Annotated in this window: 19 protein-coding genes; 15 read left to right on the top strand and 4 right to left on the bottom strand. The window is 64.1% G+C overall.

The annotated features are described in order from the left end of the window. Positions 1–2 precede the first annotated feature (2 nt). The gene (locus H1D44_RS06615; RefSeq protein ID WP_238984420.1) at positions 3–1,082 is read left to right on the top strand and encodes a tetratricopeptide repeat protein; all 1,080 of its coding nucleotides are present in this window, start codon (positions 3–5) and stop codon (positions 1,080–1,082) included. Between the two features lie 28 nt (positions 1,083–1,110). On the opposite strand, the gene xthA is transcribed toward H1D44_RS06615, so the two are convergent. Next, positions 1,111–1,944, bottom strand: a complete 834-nt coding sequence (gene xthA / locus H1D44_RS06610) for an exodeoxyribonuclease III (protein ID WP_181514052.1) — start codon at positions 1,942–1,944, stop codon at positions 1,111–1,113. Then, positions 1,941–2,201 carry a hypothetical protein gene (locus H1D44_RS06605; RefSeq protein WP_181514051.1) on the bottom strand — a complete coding sequence of 87 codons (261 nt, stop codon included), beginning with the start codon at positions 2,199–2,201 and terminating at the stop codon, positions 1,941–1,943. The genes xthA and H1D44_RS06605 overlap by 4 nt, the downstream gene beginning before the upstream one ends. Before the next feature lie 143 nt (positions 2,202–2,344). Between H1D44_RS06605 and rhlB the strand changes: the two genes are divergently transcribed. Together rhlB and dinG are read left to right on the top strand one after the other, a co-directional pair. Beyond that, entirely contained in the window at positions 2,345–3,619 is a 1,275-nt protein-coding gene (gene rhlB / locus H1D44_RS06600) for an ATP-dependent RNA helicase RhlB (protein WP_181514050.1), read from the top strand. 5 nt (positions 3,620–3,624) lie between these two features. Next, positions 3,625–5,778 (top strand): ATP-dependent DNA helicase DinG, encoded by a 2,154-nt coding sequence (gene dinG, locus H1D44_RS06595; RefSeq protein ID WP_181514049.1) that lies wholly within the window; start codon positions 3,625–3,627, stop codon positions 5,776–5,778. Between the two features lie 75 nt (positions 5,779–5,853). Here the strand turns inward: dinG and H1D44_RS06590 are convergent, their stop codons facing one another. Next, positions 5,854–6,930 carry a 3-deoxy-7-phosphoheptulonate synthase gene (locus tag H1D44_RS06590; RefSeq protein ID WP_181514048.1) on the bottom strand — a complete coding sequence of 359 codons (1,077 nt, stop codon included), beginning with the start codon at positions 6,928–6,930 and terminating at the stop codon, positions 5,854–5,856. A gap of 298 nt (positions 6,931–7,228) precedes the next feature. Here H1D44_RS06590 and rpoE point away from each other — a divergent pair, with 298 nt between their 5' ends. From rpoE to pdxJ, 10 genes are all read left to right on the top strand, one after another. Then, the gene (gene rpoE / locus H1D44_RS06585) at positions 7,229–7,834 is read left to right on the top strand and encodes an RNA polymerase sigma factor RpoE (protein ID WP_181514047.1); all 606 of its coding nucleotides are present in this window, start codon (positions 7,229–7,231) and stop codon (positions 7,832–7,834) included. 178 nt (positions 7,835–8,012) lie between these two features. After that, positions 8,013–8,720 (top strand): sigma-E factor negative regulatory protein, encoded by a 708-nt coding sequence (locus H1D44_RS06580; RefSeq protein ID WP_181514046.1) that lies wholly within the window; start codon positions 8,013–8,015, stop codon positions 8,718–8,720. Beyond that, complete coding sequence (locus H1D44_RS06575) at positions 8,720–9,712, top strand: MucB/RseB C-terminal domain-containing protein (RefSeq protein WP_181514045.1); 993 nt, start codon at positions 8,720–8,722, stop codon at positions 9,710–9,712. The genes H1D44_RS06580 and H1D44_RS06575 overlap by 1 nt, the downstream gene beginning before the upstream one ends. Positions 9,713–9,837: 125 nt before the next feature. Then, positions 9,838–11,256 carry a DegQ family serine endoprotease gene (locus tag H1D44_RS06570; protein WP_181514044.1) on the top strand — a complete coding sequence of 473 codons (1,419 nt, stop codon included), beginning with the start codon at positions 9,838–9,840 and terminating at the stop codon, positions 11,254–11,256. Between the two features lie 195 nt (positions 11,257–11,451). Beyond that, a complete protein-coding gene (gene lepA, locus H1D44_RS06565; protein ID WP_181514043.1) occupies positions 11,452–13,269 on the top strand; it encodes a translation elongation factor 4 in 1,818 nt (605 codons plus the stop codon). Positions 13,270–13,282: 13 nt separating this feature from the next. Then, positions 13,283–14,086 carry a signal peptidase I gene (gene lepB, locus H1D44_RS06560; protein ID WP_181514042.1) on the top strand — a complete coding sequence of 268 codons (804 nt, stop codon included), beginning with the start codon at positions 13,283–13,285 and terminating at the stop codon, positions 14,084–14,086. A 24-nt stretch (positions 14,087–14,110) separates the two neighbouring features. Then, positions 14,111–14,803: a ribonuclease III gene (rnc, locus tag H1D44_RS06555; RefSeq protein ID WP_181514041.1), complete on the top strand. Its 693-nt coding sequence runs from the start codon at positions 14,111–14,113 to the stop codon at positions 14,801–14,803. Next, on the top strand, positions 14,800–15,699 hold the full coding sequence (era, locus tag H1D44_RS06550; protein WP_181514040.1) for a GTPase Era: 900 nt from the start codon (positions 14,800–14,802) through the stop codon (positions 15,697–15,699). The genes rnc and era overlap by 4 nt, the downstream gene beginning before the upstream one ends. A 27-nt stretch (positions 15,700–15,726) precedes the next feature. Then, a complete protein-coding gene (gene recO / locus H1D44_RS06545; RefSeq protein WP_181514039.1) occupies positions 15,727–16,428 on the top strand; it encodes a DNA repair protein RecO in 702 nt (233 codons plus the stop codon). A gap of 32 nt (positions 16,429–16,460) precedes the next feature. Next, positions 16,461–17,249, top strand: a complete 789-nt coding sequence (gene pdxJ / locus H1D44_RS06540) for a pyridoxine 5'-phosphate synthase (protein ID WP_181514038.1) — start codon at positions 16,461–16,463, stop codon at positions 17,247–17,249. 89 nt (positions 17,250–17,338) lie between these two features. On the opposite strand, the gene H1D44_RS06535 is transcribed toward pdxJ, so the two are convergent. Then, entirely contained in the window at positions 17,339–20,068 is a 2,730-nt protein-coding gene (locus tag H1D44_RS06535; protein ID WP_181514037.1) for a response regulator, read from the bottom strand. 116 nt (positions 20,069–20,184) lie between these two features. Here H1D44_RS06535 and cysM point away from each other — a divergent pair, with 116 nt between their 5' ends. Beyond that, positions 20,185–21,081, top strand: a complete 897-nt coding sequence (cysM, locus tag H1D44_RS06530) for a cysteine synthase CysM (RefSeq protein ID WP_181514036.1) — start codon at positions 20,185–20,187, stop codon at positions 21,079–21,081. Between the two features lies 1 nt (position 21,082). Next, positions 21,083–22,501 carry a TRAM domain-containing protein gene (locus tag H1D44_RS06525; RefSeq protein WP_181514035.1) on the top strand — a complete coding sequence of 473 codons (1,419 nt, stop codon included), beginning with the start codon at positions 21,083–21,085 and terminating at the stop codon, positions 22,499–22,501. Position 22,502 lies beyond the last annotated feature (1 nt).

Here is a 22,502-nt window from a genome sequence, read left to right as displayed (position 1 = left end):
CCATGAGGATGCGCGCTGCAATTCGTCTGATCGCCTGTGCCGGCCTGCTGCTGACCGTCGTTGCCCATGCCGATGCGCCGGCACTTCCCGGGGACATCATTGCCGACCTGGAGCAGCTCCAGCGTCAGCTGCAGCAGGGCGAGCATGACAGAGTCGCCGAGCACGCACGCTCTCAGGCGCAGCGCCTGGAGGGCGGCAATGCCGCCGACCGCTGGGCCGGTGCGCTGTATCGCCAGCTGGCGGCGGGGGCCGAAGCTGATATGGGGCGCAGCGAATCTGCTGCCGATCAGCTGCGTCAGGCACGCCGGGTGCAGGAGGCGCCGTCGCGTCAGCGTGATCGCTGGCTTCGTGAAGAGGCACGCCTGCGTCTGGCGGCAGGGCATACCGAAGAGGCGGTGGCGCTGTGGCTCGACTGGCATGAACGCCACGACGGCAGTACCGATGACCGCTGGCGCCTGGCCCGTGCCCTGGCAGAGTTGGAGCGTTGGGAAGATGCCGCGGGTTGGGTCGAGCGTGCCCTGGCGGACGACCCCGCTCCCGACGAGCGACGTCAGATGCTGGCTGCCAGCGTGTTCCAGCACGCCGGGCGCGGCGAGCAGGCGTTGGCCAGGCTGGAGGCTGCCTTGGGGGCCGAGGCACCGCCCGAGGCCTGGCGGCGGGCGGCGTCCTTGGCTCAGGGGGCGGGCGATGCGCAGCGGGCCGCGGCCATCTGGGAGGCCGGCTGGCGGCTGGGAGTGCTGAATGAAGAGGCGGACCTACGTCAGCGCATCGAGCTGCACCTGATTGCCGGCACGCCGGCCCGGGCCGCGGAGCATCTCGAAGCGGCACTGGTCGACGAAGCGCTGCCCGATACCCTGGACAACCGGCGCCTGCTGGCCCGTGCCTGGGAGCAGGCCCGCGACCGCGAACGGGCGCTCGCTGCCTGGCGCGAGGTGGCACAGCGCAGCGAGGAGGGCGCAGACTGGCGCCGTCTGGGATTGCTGGCTCACGCTTGGGGGCGGGCGGAGCTGGCGCGGGAGGCCATGCGGCAAGCCCAGCGCCGTGGAGTTGAAATCGACCCACGCTGGCTCTCCACTCGTTAGCGAGCCAAGAGCCAGAGATCAAAAAGCATCAGAACTCGAACTCGGTCCACACTGGCGCATGGTCGGAGGGGCGTTGCATGCCACGCAGGTCGTAGTCGATACCAGCGTCGCGCACGCGCTCGGCAAGCGGTGCCGTGACCAGGATATAGTCGATGCGCAGGCCGCGCCTGGGCTCGCGCTCGAAACCACGGGAGCGGTAGTCGAACCAGCTGAAGCGGTCGTCTACCTCTGGGTAACGTGTCCGATAGCTGTCGCTGAGTCCCCATGCCTTGAGCGTGCCGAGCCACTCACGCTCTATCGGCTGGAAGCTGGTCTTGCCCTCGCGCAGCCAGCGCTTGCGGTTGGCCTCGCCGATGCCGATGTCGATGTCTTCGGGAGAGATGTTGAAATCCCCCATCACCACCAGCCGCTCGTCGGGGCGATGCCGCTCCCGCAACAGCTCGATCAACTGCGCGTAGAATTCGCGCTTGTTGGGAAACTTGGTCGGGTGGTCGACGTTCTCGCCCTGGGGGAAATAGCCGTTCCACACGGTCAGCGTCTCGCCGTCGGCGGTTCGCAGGCGCGCACCGATCAGGCGGCGCTGGGACGACTCGCCATCTCCAGGCAGGCCGAAGAAGACTTCCTCCGGCCCGTTCGGGCAGAGCGTCTTGTGGCACATCAGCGCGACGCCATAGTGGCCCTTCTGGCCGTGGTAGTGGACGTGATAGCCCATGGCCTCGACCGCTTCGCGGGGAAACTCGTCGTCATGCACCTTGGTTTCCTGCAGGCCGATCACCAGCGGCTGGTGGGCTTCGATCAGCGCCTCGAGCTGGTGCAGCCGGGCGCGCAGGCCATTGATGTTGAACGAGACAAGGCGTGTCACTCGTCATGCTCCTCGCGAGTCGTTGCACTCTGTTTCGAGGCAGGGGCGGGATGGATGGCGATGCCGGCGCCCTGTTCCTGGCGGGCCAGCTTGCGTGCCGCCTGCAGCTTGCGCTGCTGGCGCTTCTTCTGAGTGAAGCGGCGTGACGAGGCCACCTGGTCGGGATTCTCGTGGCGCCACTTCTTGTAATCCTTGCGCTTGCCGGTGCGAATGGTCACCTTGTCGGCCAGCGAGCGGGTCTTCTTGCGGCGTGTCATTGGCCGGACTCCTGATCTTTCTGAACTGTATGAGTGGGCATTCTACCAGTCCGATGCAAGAGGCGCGCCCTCGGCGCCATAGGCTGGTACAATATGCGGCTGTACGAAGTTCACCCCATTGCAACGGACAAGACATACAGCCTATGAGCGAGTCGGAACAGACCACAGCCCCGGCCGAGAACCGCAAGCCCAAGCGTCGTCGCCGCAAGCCGCGTCGCCGTCAGTCGAACTGGGATCTGCGCCAGTTTCAGGTGCCTGTCGAGGCGGGCAAGTGGCGCTTTCACGACTTTGACCTGCCTTTGCCGCTGATGCGCGCCATCCATGCCCTGGGCTTCGAGTACTGCACACCGATCCAGGCCGAGGCGCTGACTCACACCCTGTTGGGTGGCGACGTGGTAGGCAAGGCCCAGACCGGAACTGGCAAGACGGCCGCTTTCCTGATCTCGATCCTGGCCTATTTCCTCGAAGAGGAAGTCCCGGATGGTCAGAAGCCTGGCGCCCCGCGGGCATTGATCGTGGCGCCGACACGTGAGCTGGCTTTGCAGATCGAGAAGGACGCCAAGGCGCTGGCGCGTTTCACCGAACTCAACGTGGCCAGTGTGGTCGGCGGCATGGACTATCAGAAGCAGCGCGAGCACCTGGGCAAGCGGGTTGACATTCTGGTGGCCACTCCCGGTCGCCTGCTCGACTTCCACGAGAAGCGCGACGTCGACCTTACCCAGGTCGAGGTGCTGGTGCTCGATGAGGCGGATCGCATGCTGTCGATGGGCTTCATTCCCGACGTCAAGCGTATCATTCGCCATACGCCGAAGAAGGAGGAGCGCCAGACCTTCCTTTTCTCGGCCACTTTCTCCCAGGACATCCTCAACCTGGCCAGCCAGTGGACCCACCAGCCGACCCACGTCGAGATCGAAGTCACGGTGGACAACAAGGCCAACATCGACCAGCGCGTCTACATGGTCGGCGATGACGACAAGCAGCGTCTGCTGGTCAACCTGCTCAAGCAGGAGAGTTTCGACCGGGTGATGGTGTTCGGTAATCGCCGCGACCTGGTGCGCAAGCTCGAGGGCCTGCTGAAGAAGGCCGATATCAACGTCGCCATGCTCTCCGGCGACGTACCACAGAATCAGCGTATCAAGACCCTCGAGCGCTTCCGCGAAGGTGAGGTACAGGTGCTGGTGGCCACCGATGTGGCCGGCCGCGGCATCCATATCGAGGATGTCAGCCACGTGATCAACTACACCCTGCCCGAGGACCCGGAGGACTACGTCCACCGTATCGGCCGTACCGGCCGTGCTGGGGCCGCCGGGGTATCGATCAGCTTCGTCGGCGAGGAGGACGCCTTCTCGCTGCCCGAGATCGAGCGCTACATCCAGGACAAGCTGCCCTGCGAGCACCCGCCCGAGGGGCTGTTGTAACGCCCATGCTGGACGAGGCCCTCAAGGGTGAGATACAGGCCGCCTACCGTCGTGTGCTGGAGGCCCAGGGCCTGACACCACGCTACGGCCAGCGGCTGATGATCGCCGAGATCGCCCGCACCCTTGCCGGCATCGAGGCCGACGATGCTGGCAAGCGGGTCTCCGACGAGCATGTCTGCGTGCTCGAGGCGGGCACCGGTACCGGCAAGACGCTGGCCTACCTGCTGTCAGCGCTGCCTGTGGCCAAGGCCAGGGGCAAGCGCCTGGTGGTTGCCACGGCCACCATTGCCCTGCAGGAGCAGGTGCTACTGCAGGACCTGCCCACGCTCAAGGCCCACAGCGGCCTCGACTTCGACTATGCCCTGGCCAAGGGGCGCGGTCGCTACCTGTGCCTGACGCGGCTGGAGCAGGCCCTCGATGGCATCGAGGAAAACCCGACGCTGTCGCTGTTCGAGCAGAGCCTGACCCAGGGCGCCGGCGATCACTTCCAGGCGCTGGTTCAGGAGATGGCCGAGGCCTACGGCAGCGGCCGCTGGGAGGGAGATCGCGAGAGCTGGCCTGCGGCCATTGACGAAGGTGACTGGCGGCGATTGACCATCGACCACCGTCAGTGCACCAATCGCCGCTGTGGGCACTTCGCCGCCTGTGCCTTCTTTCGCGCCCGCCGCGACCTCGAGAGCGCCGACATCATCGTCGCCAACCACGACCTGGTGCTGGCCGACCTGTCGCTGGGCGGCGGCGTGGTGTTGCCCCCGCCCGGCGACTGCATCTATGTGTTCGACGAAGGCCATCACCTGCCGGACAAGGCGTTGAACCACTTTGCCCATCGCGTGGGCATCAACGGCACGCTGCGCTGGCTGGGCAACTTGAAGAAATCGCTGACCGAGCTCAACCAGGCCTTGGCCGTCCAGCCGACCCTGGCGCGGCTGCTGGCGGGCCTGCCTGAAGCCATCGCTGCGCTCGAACCGCGCCTGGGCGAGGCCTTCTCGCTGGGACATCAGCTGGGTGGGCGGCAGCATGGGCTGGAGGAAGGCGAGGAGAACCACCAGTTCCGCTTCGAGATGGGGCGTGTGCCAGAGGCTCTGCGCGAGCATGCCGGTAACCTGCTTGTCGGCTTTGCCGAGCTTTCCCGAACGCTGGAGACCATGAGCGATATCCTGCGCGAGAGTCTCGACCCCGACAAGCATACCGGCCTCCCCCGGGAGCAGGCAGAGGCCTGGCTGCCGTTGCTGGCGCTGCTGCACGGCCGCGCGCTGGAGGCCCACGGGTTGTGGGAGGCCTACGCCGAGAGCGATGTAGAGGGAGAAGCGCCACGAGCGCGCTGGCTCACGCTCGAACGCTTCGGCTCCGAGCCCGAACTGACCTTCTCGGCGAGTCCGGTCTCGGCGGCGCCGACCCTGGCCAGGACCCTGTGGGGCAGCTGCTTCGGGGCGGTGGTGACCTCGGCCACTTTGACAGCGCTAGGGCGCTTCGAGCGGCTGCAGGAGCGTGCCGGGCTGGCCAATCGCTACCGCTACCAGCGTCTGCCAAGCCCCTTCGATTACTCTCGCGCCGTGCTCAGCGTGCCGAGCCTGGCCGTCGATCCCGGTGATCGCGACGCCCATGAGCGGGCCATTGTCGATTTTGTCACCGGGCTGGATGACGGGGAGGCCGTGCTGATGCTGTTCTCTTCCCGGGCCCAGCTGCGCGCGGTGGAGAAGGCGCTGCCGGCGAAGTGGCGCGAGCGGGTGCTGGCGCAGGACAGGCTGCCCAAGCGCGAGTTGATCGAACGCCACCGGGCCCGAGTGGATGGCGGCGAGGGTAGCGTGATCTTCGGCCTGGCAAGCTTCGCCGAGGGCATCGACCTGCCCGGCAACTACCTGACCCATGTGGTCATCACTCGACTGCCTTTTGCCGTGCCCGATGATCCCGTGGGTGTGACCCTGGCCGAGTGGATCGAGAGCCGTGGCGGCAACCCCTTCATGCGGATCAGCGTACCGGATGCCTCGATCAAGCTGGTGCAGGCCTGCGGGCGCTTGATCCGCAAGGAGGCCGACCAGGGGCGTATTACACTGCTTGACCGCCGAGTGCTCACGCGGCGCTACGGTCAGGCATTGCTTGATTCACTGCCGCCTTTCGTCAGGGAGATCGACGGGGTCCAGATTCCTGCGCGAGGGTGAGTTCGTGAGGTGTACGCCGCAAGTGCACAGCGGCGAGCGGAAGGCCACCGAGGGCCTTCCGGTCATCGTCTGGCCTTAATCCTGGCGGCGTTCGGCAAGCACCGGGGCGAGCTTCTGTGCCATGCGGGAAAGGGTTTCCTCGGTGGCCGGCCAGTCGATACAGGCATCGGTGACCGAGACCCCGTACTGCATCTGGCTGTGGTCATCGAGAATTTTCTGGCTGCCCCAGCCGATATTGGACTCGACCATCAGGCCCATGATCGAACGGTTGCCTTCGAGGATCTGGTTGGTGACATTGTCCATCACCAGCGGCTGCAGCGCCGGGTCCTTGTTGGAGTTGGCGTGTGAGCAGTCGATCATGATGTTGGGCTGGATTCCGGCTTTCCTGAGCTCTTGTTCGGCCAGGGCCACGCTCACGCTGTCGTAGTTGGGTTTGCCATTGCCGCCGCGCAGCACGACGTGGGCATAGGCGTTGCCGCGGGTGCGGATGATCGCCACCTGGCCGCTCTGATTGATGCCCAGGAAATTGTGCGGGTGAGAAACGGACTGCAGGGCGTTGATGGCCACGTCGAGACTGCCGTCGGTGCCGTTCTTGAAGCCGACGGGGCTGGACAGGCCGGAGGACATTTCGCGGTGAGTCTGGGACTCTGTGGTGCGCGCACCGATCGCCGACCAGCTGATGCAGTCCTGGAGGTACTGCGGCGAGATCGGGTCCAGTGCCTCGGTGGCCAGCGGTAGGCCGAGCTCGGAAAGATCCACCAGCAGTTTGCGGGCGATGTGCAGGCCCTCCTCGATCTCGAAAGAACCGTTGAGGTGCGGGTCGTTGATCAAGCCCTTCCAGCCCACTGTGGTGCGGGGTTTTTCGAAGTAGACACGCATCACGATGAACAAGCTGTCCTTTACCTCGTCGGCCAGGCAGCGAAGGCGACGAGCATAGTCCATGGCGGCATCGACATCGTGGATCGAGCAGGGCCCGATCACCACCAGCAGTCGTGGATCGGTGCCGTCGAGGATGTTCTGGATCGTGCGGCGCCCTTCGATCACCGTCTTCTCTGCGGTTTCGCTGAGGGGGATCTCGTTCTTGAGCGCTTCAGGGGTGATCAGTACGTCCTGGGAGAGGACGTTGAGGTTGCTGACCTGCTGGTCTGACATGTTGCTACCCGTGTCGTGATGCGTTGATGGCAAGAGAATGAACTACTATACACCCGCCGAGGGATAAAACGGCAATCGCAACGGAACCCGACGCTGACTGGCTTGTCACAGCGCCGGCGGCATGGCGGTCAGCTTGATGCGCGGCGAAGAAACGGGAACACTTAGCGCAAAGGGCGAGATCGCCCAAGGACATACAACGGCCAACGGGCTCCAGGTTGATACCATGCAGGCAGATTATTCAATGACGCATTCTTCTCTCATCCCGCTTCTGGGCGATGCCCGGACGGGGAGGGTGTGAATGGGCAACCGGGAAACCGACCAGCAGCTCGTGGAACGGGCTCAGAAGGGCGATACGCGCGCCTTCGACTTGCTGGTGAAGAAGTACCAGCACAAGATCATCGGGCTGATTGGGCGTTATATTCAGGATCATGCCGAGGTGCAGGACGTAGCCCAGGAAGCCTTTATCAAGGCTTATCGAGCGCTGGGCAAGTTTCGCGCCGAGAGCGCTTTCTATACCTGGATGTATCGCATTGCCATCAACACGGCGAAGAATCACCTGGTCTCCAGGGGCAGGCGCCCACCCGGCAGCGACCTCGACATCGTCGATGCCGAGGTGCTCGATCACAGCGGTCGGCTCTCCGACATCGAGACGCCTGAAGCCTCGCTGGCCCGAGACCAGCTGGAGACAGCGGTTTTCGAAGCTATCGAGAATCTGCCCGATGACCTGCGTACGGCGATTACCCTGCGTGAACTCGATGGGCTTTCCTACGAAGATATCGCCAATATCATGCAGTGCCCGGTGGGCACGGTGCGCTCGAGAATCTTTCGCGCACGGGAGGCAGTGGACCAGCACATTCAACCCTTGGTGGCGACCTCCCGGACCCGGGAGTCGGTCACTGAGTGAAGTTTTCGACAACTTTTCGCCTCGGCGCTGAACTGTCTTGCGCCGATGACGTCTGAAGCAATGACCGCTGCGTATTGGCGGACAACTTGGGCTGTCGACATCCCGACTGGGTGCGTTCGGGAATGTCGGAAAACATTGGTTGCAAGGCAGGGTGCCTTGTCGATGTGGGGGTGTGAGAATGAGTCAGAATGCACGGGAATCGCTTTCTGCCCTGATGGACAACGAAGGTGATGATCTCGAGCTGCGCCGGGCGCTGAAATCGCTCGATGATGAGCCTGACACGGCGGATGCCTGGCGGCGCTATCATCTGATACGCAGTTTGATGCATCGGGATCATGACGTCGATGTCAGCACGGACCTCTCTGCCGGTATCATGGCGAGACTGCAGGATGAGCCGGCACCCGGCGTGGAAGAGTCACGTATCGCACCGCGTCGCTCTCACTCCATGGCCCGCAGTGCAGGAGTGGCCGCCGCCGTCACCTTGATGGTGATCACCGGCGTGCAGTTCTACAACGGCAACAACTTTACCCGCTCGGGTGATGCCACCCAACTGGCCGATGGCGATACGCGCTCCACCTCCGCCCAGCCGCAGCGCAGCCTTGCCACGCAAAACCTGGGTGGTGGACAGGCCGCCACCGTGGGCATGCCGCAGTTCTCTCCCGTCGTTTCCGGTGGCCAGTCGGGAATGATGCCGGTAGGAGCCAGTATCGACAGCCCTCTGTTCCTGACGCCCAACCCGCGGCAGTCCCGCAGTTCCGATCAGGAACAGGCTCGCCTGCTGCAATCCTATCTGGACCGTCACTCCGAGGGTGCCACCTACCTGAGTGGCGATGTCTGGATGCCGCTGCTGCGGGCTTCGGGTAACGAGACATTGGGGCAGCGTTGATGGCGGGCAGGCGTCTTGCAGTGCGCCTGGCGGCCTTTGGCGGAATTGCACTGATGGTGCTGGCCGCTCCTGGATTTGCCGAAACCGAGGTTGGACAGGCGGAGGCCGAGCAACTCGACTGTCGGCTTATGGCCGAGTGGGATCCGCCTGAAACACCGCTGGATTGGTTCGAGCGCAGCCTCTGGGCAGGCCACTGCCACGTTTTCCAGGCCCGCGCCGTTCGCATCGGTATCGATGGTGTGCGCACCCTGGCACTTTCCCGTGATATCCATGACGGTGTCGAGCGTGAAATGGCACGTTTTCTCGATGGCCCTCCCGTGCTGTTCGAGCGCCAAGGGCGTATCGGCCGTCTGAGTTGGTCCAGCGAAGAGAGTGAGCTGCCTGTCTCCCCAGCGGGCATCTCCCAGCATGTCGCGCAGCATTATCGTCTTTCCATCGGGGGCGGCGAACGCATTGCCAATCGCAGCGCAGTACGTCTCGATATCGAGCCGCTCGACGGACTCCGCTTTGGCCACCGCCTGTGGCTTGACGAAGAAACGGCCCTCGCGCTCAAGCGTGAACTGATCGACGACCGCGGGAGGGTGGTCGAGACCTTCCAACTGACCGAGATTCAATCACCGCAACTCCATGAAGGTGGGGTAGTGATGGATGTCAATCGCTCGCTGCCACCGGAGACTTGGGGGCCAGAGTGGCTGCCCAACGGCTTCCTGGAACAGCCGGTCGCTACGCCTGGTGACCAGCAGGAGGTCGCACATCGCCTGTACAGTGATGGTCTTTCGACGCTGAGCCTGTTCGTCGACCCCATCGAGGAAGGCCGCGAACGATTGATTCCGGGGTTGCATCGCTTGGGGATCTCGCTGGCCGTGGTACGTCATGTCATGGTCGAGGGCCGCCCCATGCAGGTCGTGACCATGGGTGAGCTGCCTCCCCGGGTGCTCGTCCAGGTGGCGGAAAGCATGGCCTGGGAGGGGGCAGGGGATAGCCGGGAGTGACGGGCGGCGATCCTGAGCGAACCGGTAGGGCAGCAACTTGAAGAACGACGCAAGAGCCCCGAGCTTAGCCTGGTGGGCCGTGAATTGCCGAGAACGAACGACACGCTGATGCAGGAGCTTTTATTATGCCATTGACGAGACGGGTTTCTCTCTGGGCGTTGCTGCTGGCCATGATGCTGTCATGGCAGAGTGCCCATGCTCGCGACCTGCCTGACTTCACCGAACTGGTCGAGCAGGCGGCGCCTGGAGTGGTCAACATCTCCACCACACGAGTGATGCCGGAACGCTCCCAGTCCTTCGAGGGCTTCGGTGGGCAGGACATCCCGGATATTTTCCGCCACTTCTTCGGCGACCGCTTCCCGGCGCCACCTGGTGGTGGACCTGGGCGTGGGCAGGAGCGGCAGTCGCTGGGCTCTGGGTTCATCATCAGTGATGATGGCTATATCCTGACTAACGCGCATGTGGTCGATGGGGCAGACGAGATCCTCGTACGCCTCAATGATCGGCGTGAACTCGAAGCCGAGCTGATTGGTGCCGATACCCAGACCGACGTGGCGCTGCTCAAGGTAGAAGCAACCGACCTGCCTACGCTGAGGATGGGTGATTCCGATCAGCTTCGCGTTGGCGAGTGGGTGGCTGCCATCGGTTCGCCGTTCGGCTTTGAGCATTCGGTTACCGCCGGCATCATCAGCGCCATCAACCGCACCCTGCCACGCGATGCCTATGTACCCTTCATCCAGACCGATGTAGCCATCAACCCGGGCAACTCGGGCGGTCCGTTGTTCAATCTCGATGGTGAAGTGGTCGGTATCAATGCCCAGATCTTTACCCGCAGCGGCGGCTTCATGGGGGTGTCTTTCGCCATCCCCATCAACGTTGCCATGGATGTGGCCAGCCAGCTACGCGATGACGGCCGCGTCCGTCGCGGCTGGCTGGGCGTGATGATCCAGCCGGTGTCTCGCGACCTGGCTGAATCCTTCGGCATGGACAGCGCCAGCGGTGCCCTGATCGCGGATCTCGATCCCGAGGGGCCGGCGGCTCTGTCCGGCCTGCGTGCGGGCGACATCGTGCTCGAGGTCGACGGCGAGGAAGTCGAGCGTTCTCGCAACCTGCCGCGGCTGATCGGCCGGATCGCACCGGGTGACGAGGCCGGGCTGACCATCATGCGCGACGGCGAGCGCCAGACCATTGACGTGACCATTGGCGATTGGCCCGACTCCGATCAGCCGGAACAGGATCGCCCCGGTGAGACAGATGCCCAGGCTCGCCTGGGGATCGCGGTGGCCGAGCTCGAAGAGGCTGAGCGTCAGCGTCTCGGCATCGACGGTGGAGTGATGGTGCGTGAGGTCGATCCCCAAGGGGCGGCGGCCGAGGCCGGTATTCGCGGCGGCGATGTCATCGTGAGTATCGATCATCATGCCGTCGAAAGCGCCAGCAAGCTTCGCGAGCTCATCGAGGAGCTGCCGACGGATCGTGCCGTGCCGGTGCGGCTGTATCGCGAAGGTCGCTCGCTGTTCGTAGCGCTGCGGCTGGGTCAGAGCTAGAGCGACTCGACAAGCGATCAAGGGTCGAGGCACCCCCCGTCGATGGCGGGGGGTGTCTTCGTTTTCCGGTAATCTGCGGCTGTGCTGTCCAACCCTCGGCCATGCCGGTACAATACCGGCCATTGAATTCATATGACGTGAACGGCTGCCGGTCATGCCGCCGCCGCGCTCGTGTCGAACACCGGACTGGGCTAGATGAGCAACGAAGCAAGCAACGGAAAACTGAATCACATTCGGAATTTTTCGATAATCGCCCACATCGACCACGGCAAGTCGACTCTGGCAGATCGTCTGATCCAGAGCTGTGGAGGCTTGACGGAGCGCGAACTCAAGGAGCAGGTGCTCGATTCGATGGACCTCGAGCGCGAGCGCGGCATCACCATCAAGGCTCAGTCGGTGACCCTGGACTATCACGCCCAGGACGGCAACACCTACCAGCTGAATTTCATCGATACCCCCGGCCACGTGGACTTTTCCTACGAGGTCTCGCGCTCGCTCTATGCCTGCGAGGGCGCGCTACTGGTGGTCGACGCCGCACAGGGCGTCGAGGCGCAGTCGGTGGCCAACTGCTACACCGCCATCGAGCAGGGGCTCGAGGTGCTGCCGGTACTCAACAAGATGGACCTGCCCCAGGCCGACCCGGACAAGGTCGCCCATGAGGTCGAGGAGATCATCGGCCTGGACGCCACCGATGCCTGCCAGGTCTCGGCCAAGAGCGGGCTGGGCATCGACGCGCTCCTGGAGCGCCTGGTGCGCGACATTCCCCCGCCCAAGGGCGATCCGGCGGCGCCGCTGCAGGCGCTGATCATCGACTCCTGGTTCGACAACTATCTTGGCGTGGTGTCGCTGGTGCGCATCTTCGACGGCACCCTGAAGAAGGGCGAGAAGATCCGCATCAAGTCCACTGGCCGTGACTGGCAGGCCAACGAAGTGGGCATCTTCACGCCGCTGCGCAAGGAGACCAACATCCTGCGCGCCGGCGAGGTAGGCTTCGTTGTGGCCGGCATCAAGGACATCCATGGTGCCCCGGTGGGGGATACCATCACCCACGCCAAGACGCCGGACGTCGAGCGCCTGCCAGGCTTCCAGAAAGTCAAGCCTCAGGTCTACGCCGGCATGTTCCCGGTCAGCGCCGACGATTACGAAGACTTCCGCGACGCGCTGGAGAAGCTGGCGCTCAACGACGCCTCGCTGGAGTACGAGCCCGAGAACTCCGATGCCCTGGGTTTCGGCTTCCGCGTCGGTTTCCTCGGCACGTTGCACATGGAGATCATCCAGGAGCGGCTCGAGCGCGAGTACGACCTGGACCTGCTCACCACGGCTCCCACCGTGGTCTATGAGCTGGCGATGAAGAACGGCGACGTGCGCTATGTCTCCAACCCCTCCAAGCTGCCCGACATGGCCGACGTGGAGGAGATGCGCGAGCCCATCGTGCGGGCCAGCATCCTGGTGCCCCAGGAGTTCGTCGGCAACGTGATCATGGAGTGCGAGAACCGTCGCGGTAACCAGCTCGACATGCAGTTCCTCGGCAGCCAGATCCAGCTTACCTACGAGCTGCCGATGAGCGAAGTGGTGATGGACTTCTTCGATCGTCTCAAGTCGATTTCCAAGGGCTACGCCTCGCTGGACTACAACTTCGAGCGCTTTGAAGCGGCCAAGCTGGTGCGCCTGGATGTGCTGATCAACGGTGACCGGGTCGATGCGCTTGCGGTGATTATCCATCGGGATCATGCCCATGGACGTGGCAGAGTGCTTGTCGAGAAGATGAAGGAGCTGATCCCGCGGCAGATGTTCGACGTGGCGATTCAGGCCGCCATCGGCGGTCAGGTCGTGGCGCGCTCCACGGTCAAGGCGCTGCGCAAGAACGTTACCGCCAAGTGCTACGGTGGTGATATCACGCGCAAGAAGAAACTGCTCGAGAAACAGAAGGCAGGCAAGAAGCGCATGAAACAGGTCGGTCGGGTGGAGATTCCCCAGGACGCTTTCCTGGCCGTACTCAAGGTGAACGACTAGGACCGGCGATACTATGGATTTCTCACTTTTGCTTGTGGTGGCCGTGGCCATCACAGGATTGATCTGGCTGCTCGATCTGGTTTGGTGGCGCCCGGCGCGTCGCCAGAAACTGGTTGCCATCGAATCGGGCACCACGGAGGGGGTCGACGAGGCCACTCGCGAGCGTGCCATGAAGGAGCCCTGGCCGGTCGATTACGCTCGCTCCTTTTTCCCGGTGCTGCTGGTCGTACTCGTGCTGCGCAGTTTTCTGGTGGAGCCGTTCCAGATTCCCTCCGGCTCCATGCGCCCGACCCTGGAAGTGGGCGATTTCATTCTGGTCAACAAGTATGCCTATGGCCTGCGTCTGCCGGTCACGCATACCCGGTTCGTCGAACTGGGCGAGCCCGAGCGCGGCGATGTCATGGTCTTCCGCTTTCCCAGCGAGCCCTCGGTGAACTTCATCAAGCGGGTGGTGGGCCTGCCGGGCGATACCGTGCGCTACGAGGACAAGCAACTCTACGTCAACGGCGAGCCTGTGCCCAAGCGCCTGCTGGACGAAGCGCCTGCCACGGCGCCAGGCGAGTGGCTGCTGGAGGAACAGTTGGGCGAGGTCAGCCATCGTATCTACAATAATCCACGTGACCCCGGTCCCCAAGTGCGTGAGATCGTCGTGCCCGATGGGCACTTTTTCACCATGGGTGACAATCGCGACCACTCGAACGACAGCCGGTACTGGGGCTTCGTGCCCGAGGAGAACATCGTCGGCAGGGCTTTCGCCGTGTGGATGCACTGGGACGGAGGCTTGCCCAGCTTTACCCAGGCTCGCCGCATCCATTGATGGAACAGAAATAACAGGAATTTCGTGAGTAAAACCCTTACCACTTTCAGCCGCCGCATCGGCCATGCCTTCAGTGACATATCCCTGCTGGAGCTGGCCATGACCCACCGCAGCTTCGGAGGGCAGAACAATGAGCGGCTGGAGTTTCTCGGCGACTCCATCGTCAATTTCGTGATTGCCGAGGCGCTCTACGAGCGCTTCCCGCAGGCCCGAGAAGGGCAGCTTTCTCGTCTCAGGGCGCGTCTGGTGCGAGGCCAGACCCTGGCCGAACTGGCTCGGGAGATGGCCTTTGGCGAGTGTCTCCGCCTGGGTTCCGGCGAGATGAAAAGCGGCGGGCATCGGCGCGATTCCATCCTCGCCGATGCTGTCGAAGCCGTGCTTGGCGCGATATATCTGGATGCCGGCATGGACGTGGCGCGAGCCAGGGTTCTGGCCTGGTATGCCGAACGCCTGGAGTCGATCGACCTTCAGGACACCCAGAAGGATCCCAAGACACGCTTGCAGGAGTTCCTGCAGTCGCGTCAGTCCCCACTGCCGCGCTACGAAGTGGTGTCGGTGGAGGGCGAGGCCCATGACCAGACGTTTACGGTCGAATGCCACATCCAACTGCTCGATTCACATACCCTGGGCAGCGGCTCCAGTCGTCGCCATGCCGAGCAGCAGGCCGCCGAGTTGGCGCTGCTTCAGCTGGAAAACCGCAAGGGCAAAATATCATGAGCGAGACCTGTGGCTTCGTCGCCATCGTCGGACGTCCCAACGTTGGCAAGTCGACCCTGATGAACCGGATCCTCGGCCAGAAGGTTTCCATCACCTCGCGTCGTCCGCAGACCACACGGCATCAGGTGATGGGCATCAAGACCGAAGGTGACGCACAGTTCATCTATGTCGATACGCCTGGCATTCATATCCTCGGCCGCGATCGCAACAAGGCGATCAATCGCTTCATGAACCAGGCCGCGACCCAGGCGCTGCGCGATGTGGATTGCGTGGTGTTCATCATCGACCGGACGCGCTGGAGCGAAGAAGACCAGGTGGTGCTCACGCGCCTGGAGCATGTCCAGGCGCCGGTGATTCTGGCCGTCAACAAGGTGGACAGGCTGGAGGACAAGAGCACGCTGCTCCCCTGGTTGGCAGAGGTCGGGGCGCGTCGCGAATTTGCGGCCATCATTCCCATTTCCGCCAAGCACGGTATCAACGTGCCGGAACTGGAAGCCGAAGTGGCCAAGCACCTGCCCGAAGGCATGCACCACTTTCCCGAAGACCAGATCACGGACAGAAGCCAGCGTTTCCTCGCGGCCGAACTGGTACGCGAGAAGATCATGCGCCAGCTCGGTGACGAGCTCCCCTACCAGGTCACGGTCGAGATCGAGGAGTTTCGCGACGAGGGCAAGGTGATTCATATCAGTGCCCTGATCCTGGTGGAGCGCGCCGGTCAGAAGAAGATCCTCATCGGCGACAAGGGCGAGCGGATCAAGAACATTGGCCGTGAAGCCAGGCTCGACATGGAGCGCGCCCTGGATGCCAAGGTCATGCTCAACCTGTGGGTCAAGGTTAAGCGCGGCTGGTCGGACGACGAGAGGGCCCTGAAGAGCCTGGGATACGATCTCGACTGACCGTTTCTCTCTGTCAGGCACCTGACCATGCAGCCACAGCCGGCCTTTCTCCTGCACAAGCGTCCCTATCGCGAAACCAGCGCGCTGGTCGAGCTGTTGACCCTCGAGCATGGCCGGGTGCGTGCGGTGGCCCAGGGCGTGCAGCGTCCCGGCTCACGCTCGCGCGGAAGGCTGCAGCCCTTCGCTCCATTGCATGTTACCTGGGTGGGAGAGGGTGAGCTCAAGCGCCTGCGCTTGATGGAGAGCCGCGGGGCCGCGGCCCTGCTGGCGGGCGAGGGGCTGCTCTGTGGGCTGTATGCCAATGAACTGCTGACCCGCACCTTGCCGGTCGAGCTGCCTGCAGGCGAGGTATTCGCCTTCTATACCGCGCTGCTCGACGACCTGCCCCGGCCTGACGGTCGCGCCCTGGCGCTGCGTCGCCTGGAGTTCGCACTGCTCGAACTGCTGGACGCTGCGCCGCGCTTCACCACTCCGGAGGGGGGAGAGCTGGACCCGCAGGCACGTTATCGCTTCGAGTCCGCGTCGCGGGCCTTCGTCCCCGGCGAGGCGGGCCTCGACGGGCGCACCCTGCGCCTGCTGGCCGGCGGCGACTGGGCGGCACCGGGTCTGGCAGGGCCGGCCAAGGCCGTGGCACGTGCCGCACTGGCCCCCTTGCTGGGCGCCCGCCCGCTGCGCTCACGGGAGCTGATGCGCCAGCTTGCCGAACGGCGCCGCTCCCCCTCACACTGACTGTCCTTTCTCATTCGCAGCTGGAGACCCTCATGCATCCCCCGCGCATTCTGCTTGGCGTCAATATCGACCACATTGCCACGCTGCGTCAGGCCCGTGGCACTCGCTATCCCGATCCGGTCCAGGCAGCGCTGCTGGCAGAGGAGGCGGGAGCCGACGGCATTACCGTGCACCTGCGTGAGGATCGACGTCACATCCAGATGCGCGACGTGCGCATCCTCGCCGACGTGCTCAATACTCGCATGAACCTGGAGATGGCGGTCACCGAGGAGATGCTGGCGCTGGCCGAGGAGGTGCGTCCGGCGCATGTCTGCCTGGTGCCCGAAAAGCGCGAGGAGTTGACCACCGAGGGCGGTCTGGATGTGGCCGGCAATTTCGAGGCGATTGCCACGGCTTGCCGGCGTCTGGCGGCTGCCGGCTGCGAAGTTTCACTGTTCATCGACCCCGAGCCGGTACAGGTCGAGGCCGCCAAGCGTGCCGGGGCGCCGGTGATCGAGCTGCATACCGGGGCCTATGCCGAGCAGACCGGCCAGGCTGCCCGCGAGGAGCATGCACGCCTTGCGGCTGCGACGGAAATGGCCCTCGAGCTGGGCCTGACGGTCAATGCCGGTCATGGCCTGCACTACCACAACGTCGAGGCGATAGCGGCTATCCCGGGGCTACATGAGCTCAACATCGGCCATGCGATCATTGCCCGGGCACTGTTCGTGGGACTCAAGGAGGCCGTGGCCGAGATGAAGCGGTTGGTCATTGCCGGCCAGGAGGCTGGGTTCATTGCTTCGTTGGAGGAGCACGATCACTCCCACGAGGAGTTCGATTGAACCTGGGCAGCGACCGGCTTGCCTCAGCTTCATTCGCGCCCGCCTTCGGAGTCTGACGCTCAGATCCCGCAGCGGGCGCGGGGAATGCCTTAATCGCTGCGTGACGAAGCAGAGCCGGCATGGTTCTGGCCGGGAAGTTCGTCCTGCCCTTGGGCGTGCCATTCGCGCAGTCGTTCGATGGCCTGGAACAGCTCATCGATCAGCGGATCGACTTTCGCCATGCCGCGCGAGCGCAGCCGTGTTTCCAGGGTTTCCGCCGTCAATGCGAGCTCCGGCGCACCGCAGTAGCGGCAGGCGCCGTTAAGCGCGTGTACGGCGTCCAGCAGCGCCTCGGGATCCTCTGTGGCGATGGCCGAACGCAGTTCCTCCAGGGTTTTCGGCAGTGAGGCCACGAGTTCCTCCAACAGTTCGTGTGCCAGGCTCTCGTTGCCGTTCGCCAGCCTGGTCCCTAGGGCCATGTCCACTACTGCCAGGTCGCTTGCCACGACACTTTCCCGGCTCGCTGGCGCTGCCAGCGCAGGCGAGGGAGCCGGCAATGGCGCCACCTGGCCTAGATGTCGTTGCAGCAGGGCTTCGAGCTGGTTGGAATCCACCGGTTTCACCAGTACCTCCTGCATGCCGGCAGCGTAGAGTTTCTGTCGTTCGCTGTCGTGAGCATGTGCGGTTACCGCGACGATAGGGCAGTGCTTCCAGCGTTCATCCAGCCGTCGCAGCGCCTGGGTGGTTTCGATGCCATCCATGCCGGGCATGCGAATATCCATCAGCACGAGCTGGAACGGGGCGCCTTCTGCAAGCGCCAGGGCCTCTTCGCCGCTTTCGGCTTCGACCACCTCCAGGTTGGGGCGCTGCAGCAGTTCCTGCAGCAATCGGCGATTGATTGCGTTGTCGTCTACCACCATGACACGAGCGCATGAGGTGCGCTCCTTCATGGGGGCAGGGCGTCGTTTCGCCGAGTTGCAGCGGCGCAGGGCGTCGGCCAGCGCTTGGCGTGAGGCAGGCTTGCTGAGGATCTCGCAGCCGCTGGGCAGGTTCAGTTCGGGCACCTCCAAGGGCGCCACGTTGACCAGCAGCAGTACCGGGCATGGGCAGGCCTGGAGCCGCTCACGCCACTCCTCGATTACCGTGTCGTTCAGCTCGGCGGGCAGCGCAGCCACCCAGAGGGCAGGATAGGGTGGCGACAGGTCTGGCTGGGAAGCCTCTTCTACCACCCCGCCCCACAGCGTCAGCAGGTGGCTGAGAGCGTGGCGAGTCGGGGCGTGAGGCTCGTAGAGTGCCACCCGGTCGCCATCGAAGATGACTTCGGGGATGACTTCGCCGCTACCGACGACATCCAGAGGTAGGGTGAAGGAGAACGTGGAGCCCTGGGATGGCTCGCTTTCGACGGTGATCTGTCCCCCCATCTGCTCCACCAGCTGGCGGCTGATAGCCAGGCCCAGCCCGGACCCACCGTATTGGCGGGAGTGGCTGGCGGTGGCCTGGCGAAAGGCCTGAAACAGGTTGTGCTGTTCCTGTGTCGTGAGTCCGATGCCGGTATCGCTGATGCTGATACGCAGCAGGACGTGGCCCTGCTCGCTCTGTTCTTCGACCATGACACGCACGATGACCTCACCCTTTTCGGTGAACTTGAGGGCGTTGTGGGTCAGGTTGGTGAGGACCTGGCGAATACGCAGCGGGTCGCCTCTCAGGGGTGACGGTACGTCATCGTAGACCAGGCCCAGCAGGTGCAGCCCCTTCTGGTGGGCCAGCGGTGCCTGCAGGCCAAGCGCCTCGTCCACCAGTGAAACCATGTCCAGCTCGGCACGGTCCAGCTCGAGCCTGCCAGCCTCCATGCGCGAGAAATCGAGCACGTCGTTGACCAGGGCAAGCAGGTTGTCGCAGGCAACATGCACCTGGTCGAGCCACTCACGCTGTCGAGGCTCCAGGCGCGAGCGTCCCAGCAAGCGGCAGAAACCGACGATACCGTTGAGCGGCGTACGGATCTCATGGCTCATGCTGGCCAGGAATTCCGACTTGATACGGTTGGCTTCCAGCGCCCTGCGGTGTGCCAGGTCGAGTTCGATGTTCTTGATCTCGATGGTTTCCATCGACTCTTCCAGTTCGGCGGTGGTCTGCTCGATCTGGCGCCGCATGTTCTCGCGCGACTGCTGCATTTCGTCGCCCAGCGCATTGACATGGCGCGCCAGGCGGCGCAGTTCGGGTGCCCCTTCCTCCGGTACGCGGGCCTCCAGGTCACCGCTGCGAAGGCGTCTCAACGCCTCGGCAGTATCGTTCAAGCTGGCATCCACGCGCCGACCCAGGGTCGAGCCGATCAGGAACAGCAGCAGCCCCAGCAGCAACAACCCCAGCCCTGCCGTGGCCAGGCGCCGGTAATAGTCCAGGGTCAAGGCACGGCTGTCGATGTCGAGTTCCAGCCAGGCCTGCCCTGGCCAGGCGCCTTCGGCTGGGGCCAGGGGCACCATCAGACGCCACAAGTCTCCACGGGTATCCAGTACGGTGTCGTTCGGCGGCGAGGTGGCGACCTGGGCGCGATTGCGCCCCAGTTCAAGCTGGAACATGCCGTTGTCGGTATAGATCCCGACGCCATGCGCCTCATCGATTTCCAGCAGCCGTCTGGCCATGCTGTCGAGCCTGCCCTCGGCCTCCTCTGCCATGGCACGTGCCAGCTCGGGGGCCTGCTGCTCGGCGGCGGTGATGACGCGCTCACGGAGTGCCGACTTGCGCCACTCGGTGTCCTGCTGGAGAACGAACACCACCGCGACAAAAAGCACCAGCAGGGGGAAACACAGAATCCATAGCGTCAGGCGATTTCCGAGCGACATTGGTAATCCTTGGTCACGAGCCGTACCGCCGAGTATGCCACATTGGCTGGGCATGCCTGTCCAGTGAATGGTGGCACGGATATACTATCGAAAAGAGTTTCCCTAAGGACGGCTACATGCAGTTTCCCACCATCGAGGACATCATCGGCCACACGCCGCTGATACGCCTGAAGCGTATCACGGCCGGGCGCAACAACACCCTGCTCGCCAAGCTGGAGGGCAACAACCCTGCCGGCTCGGTCAAGGATCGCCCGGCGCTGTCGATGCTGGAGCGGGCGGAAGCCCGCGGCGATATTGCCCCCGGCGATACGCTGATCGAAGCCACCTCGGGCAATACCGGCATTGCGCTTGCCATGGCGGCGGCAATCAAGGGCTATCGCATGGTATTGATCATGCCCGAAAGCGCATCCAGCGAGCGCAAGCAGGCCATGGCCGCCTTCGGTGCCAAGCTGATTACGGTCAGCAAGGAGGGTGGCATGGAGGAGGCGCGCGACCTGGCCGAGGCGATGATCTCGCGCGGCGAGGGCAAGCCCCTCAACCAGTTCGCCAACCCTGACAATCCCCTCGCCCACTACCAGGGCACCGGCCCGGAGATCTGGGAGCAGACCGGCGGCAGCGTGACCCATTTTGTCAGTTCCATGGGTACCACCGGCACCATCATGGGCGTGTCGCGCTATCTCAAGGAGCGCAACCCGGCGATCCAGATCATCGGCTTGCAGCCGGAGGACGGTGCCAGCATTGCCGGTATCCGGCGCTGGCCGAAGGAGTACCTGCCGAGCATTTTCGATGCCACCTGTGTCGACCGGGTGCTCGATATTGGCCAGTTCGAAGCGGAAGAGCACATGCGTCGCCTGGCGCGCGAGGAGGGTATTCTCGCTGGGGTGTCGTCCGGTGGCGCCCTGGCCGGTGCGCTGCGTATTGCCGAGGAGGTCGAGGACGCGGTGATCGTTTTCATCGTCTGTGACCGTGGCGATCGTTACCTTTCGACCGGGCTGTTCGCCCCGGAGGCTTGAGGTGGCAATGCTTGGCAAACGACGGCCGGCGCGCCAGCGTTCCGGCGTCTCAGGGCTGCACCGGCAGCGCGGGGAAGGGCATCCCGTCGCCTCTCCGTCCGGTGAAGAGGCGGTCACCATCGAGCGCCTGGCCCACGACGGGCGCGGGGTGGCTCGCGCTGCCAGCGGGAAGACCCTGTTCGTGGAAGGGGCGCTGCCGGGAGAGCGGGTCGAGGTAGCCTTTCACCGTACGCGCAAGCGCTTCGACGAGGGGCATGTGCGTACCCTGCTCGAGCCCGCGGCCGAGCGCAGCGCCCCCCCTTGCAGGCACTACGGTCAGTGCGGCGGGTGTGACCTGCAGCATCTCGACGTTGCGGCTCAGCGCGAGCACAAGCGTGAAGTCCTGGTGGACCTGCTTTTTCGTGAAGGTATCGAGCTCAGCGAGCCCCCAAGGCTGCTGACGGGTGAGCCGCTAGGCTATCGGCGCCGTGCGCGGCTTGGCGTCAAGGTCGACGCCGAAGGCAATGTCCACCTTGGCTTTCGTGTCCGTCATACCAGTCGCCTGATCGATATCCAGGCCTGCGCGGTGATGCTGCCCGAGCTGTCGACCCTGATCGAACCGCTGCGCGAGCAGCTGTCTCTTCTCGATGCACCGCGCCACGTTGGGCACCTGGAGTTGATTGCCGCCGAGGCGAATCGCGCGGTGGTAGTGCGTCAATTGCGCGAAAACCCTGCGGACCTGCAGCGCTGGCGCCGGTTCGGAAAAGCCAACGGCGTTGCCGTGGCCTGTTTGCTGGGGCGTGATGAGCCTGTCCTCGAATGGCTGGGCGAGGCCCCGGCGTTGCATTACCGGCTGCCTGGGCGTGACGCTGACTTGCAGCTTGGCTTTGCCCCCGGCGATTTCGTACAGGTCAATGAAGCCATCAATCGTGAGCTGGTGAGGACGGTTCGAGAGTGGCTGTCTCCGGCTTCCGGCATCGATATCCTTGACCTCTACGCCGGGATCGGCAACTTCAGCCTGCCGCTGGCCGCCGACGGTGCCCGGGTCATGGCGGTGGAGGGGAGTCCCGCCATGGTGCGGCGACTCGAAGCCAATGCACGTGCCAATGCGCTCGCCGTCTCGGGACGGCAGGCCGATCTCACCGACCAGGTGGCCGTGACGGCGCTGCTCGCGACATCCCATCCCGCTGCGGTGGTGCTGGACCCGCCCCGCGACGGTGCCGATGCCGCATCTCGAGCGCTGGTCGAGCGGCCCGTATCGAAGCTGGTCTACATCGCCTGCGATCCTGCCACGCTGGCACGTGATGCGGCACGTCTTGTGCATGGTGGTTATCGAATCGTCCGGGTGGCGGTAGCCGACATGTTCGTGCACACCTCGCACCTGGAGTGCGCGCTTCTGCTCGAACATGGTGCAGGGCAGCCGTCATTTCAAGGAGTCTAGA

Origin of the sequence: Billgrantia kenyensis (assembly GCF_013697085.1) — a bacterium.
GTDB lineage: Bacteria > Pseudomonadota > Gammaproteobacteria > Pseudomonadales > Halomonadaceae > Halomonas > Halomonas kenyensis.
This window is presented reverse-complemented; position numbering and strand designations above follow the sequence as displayed.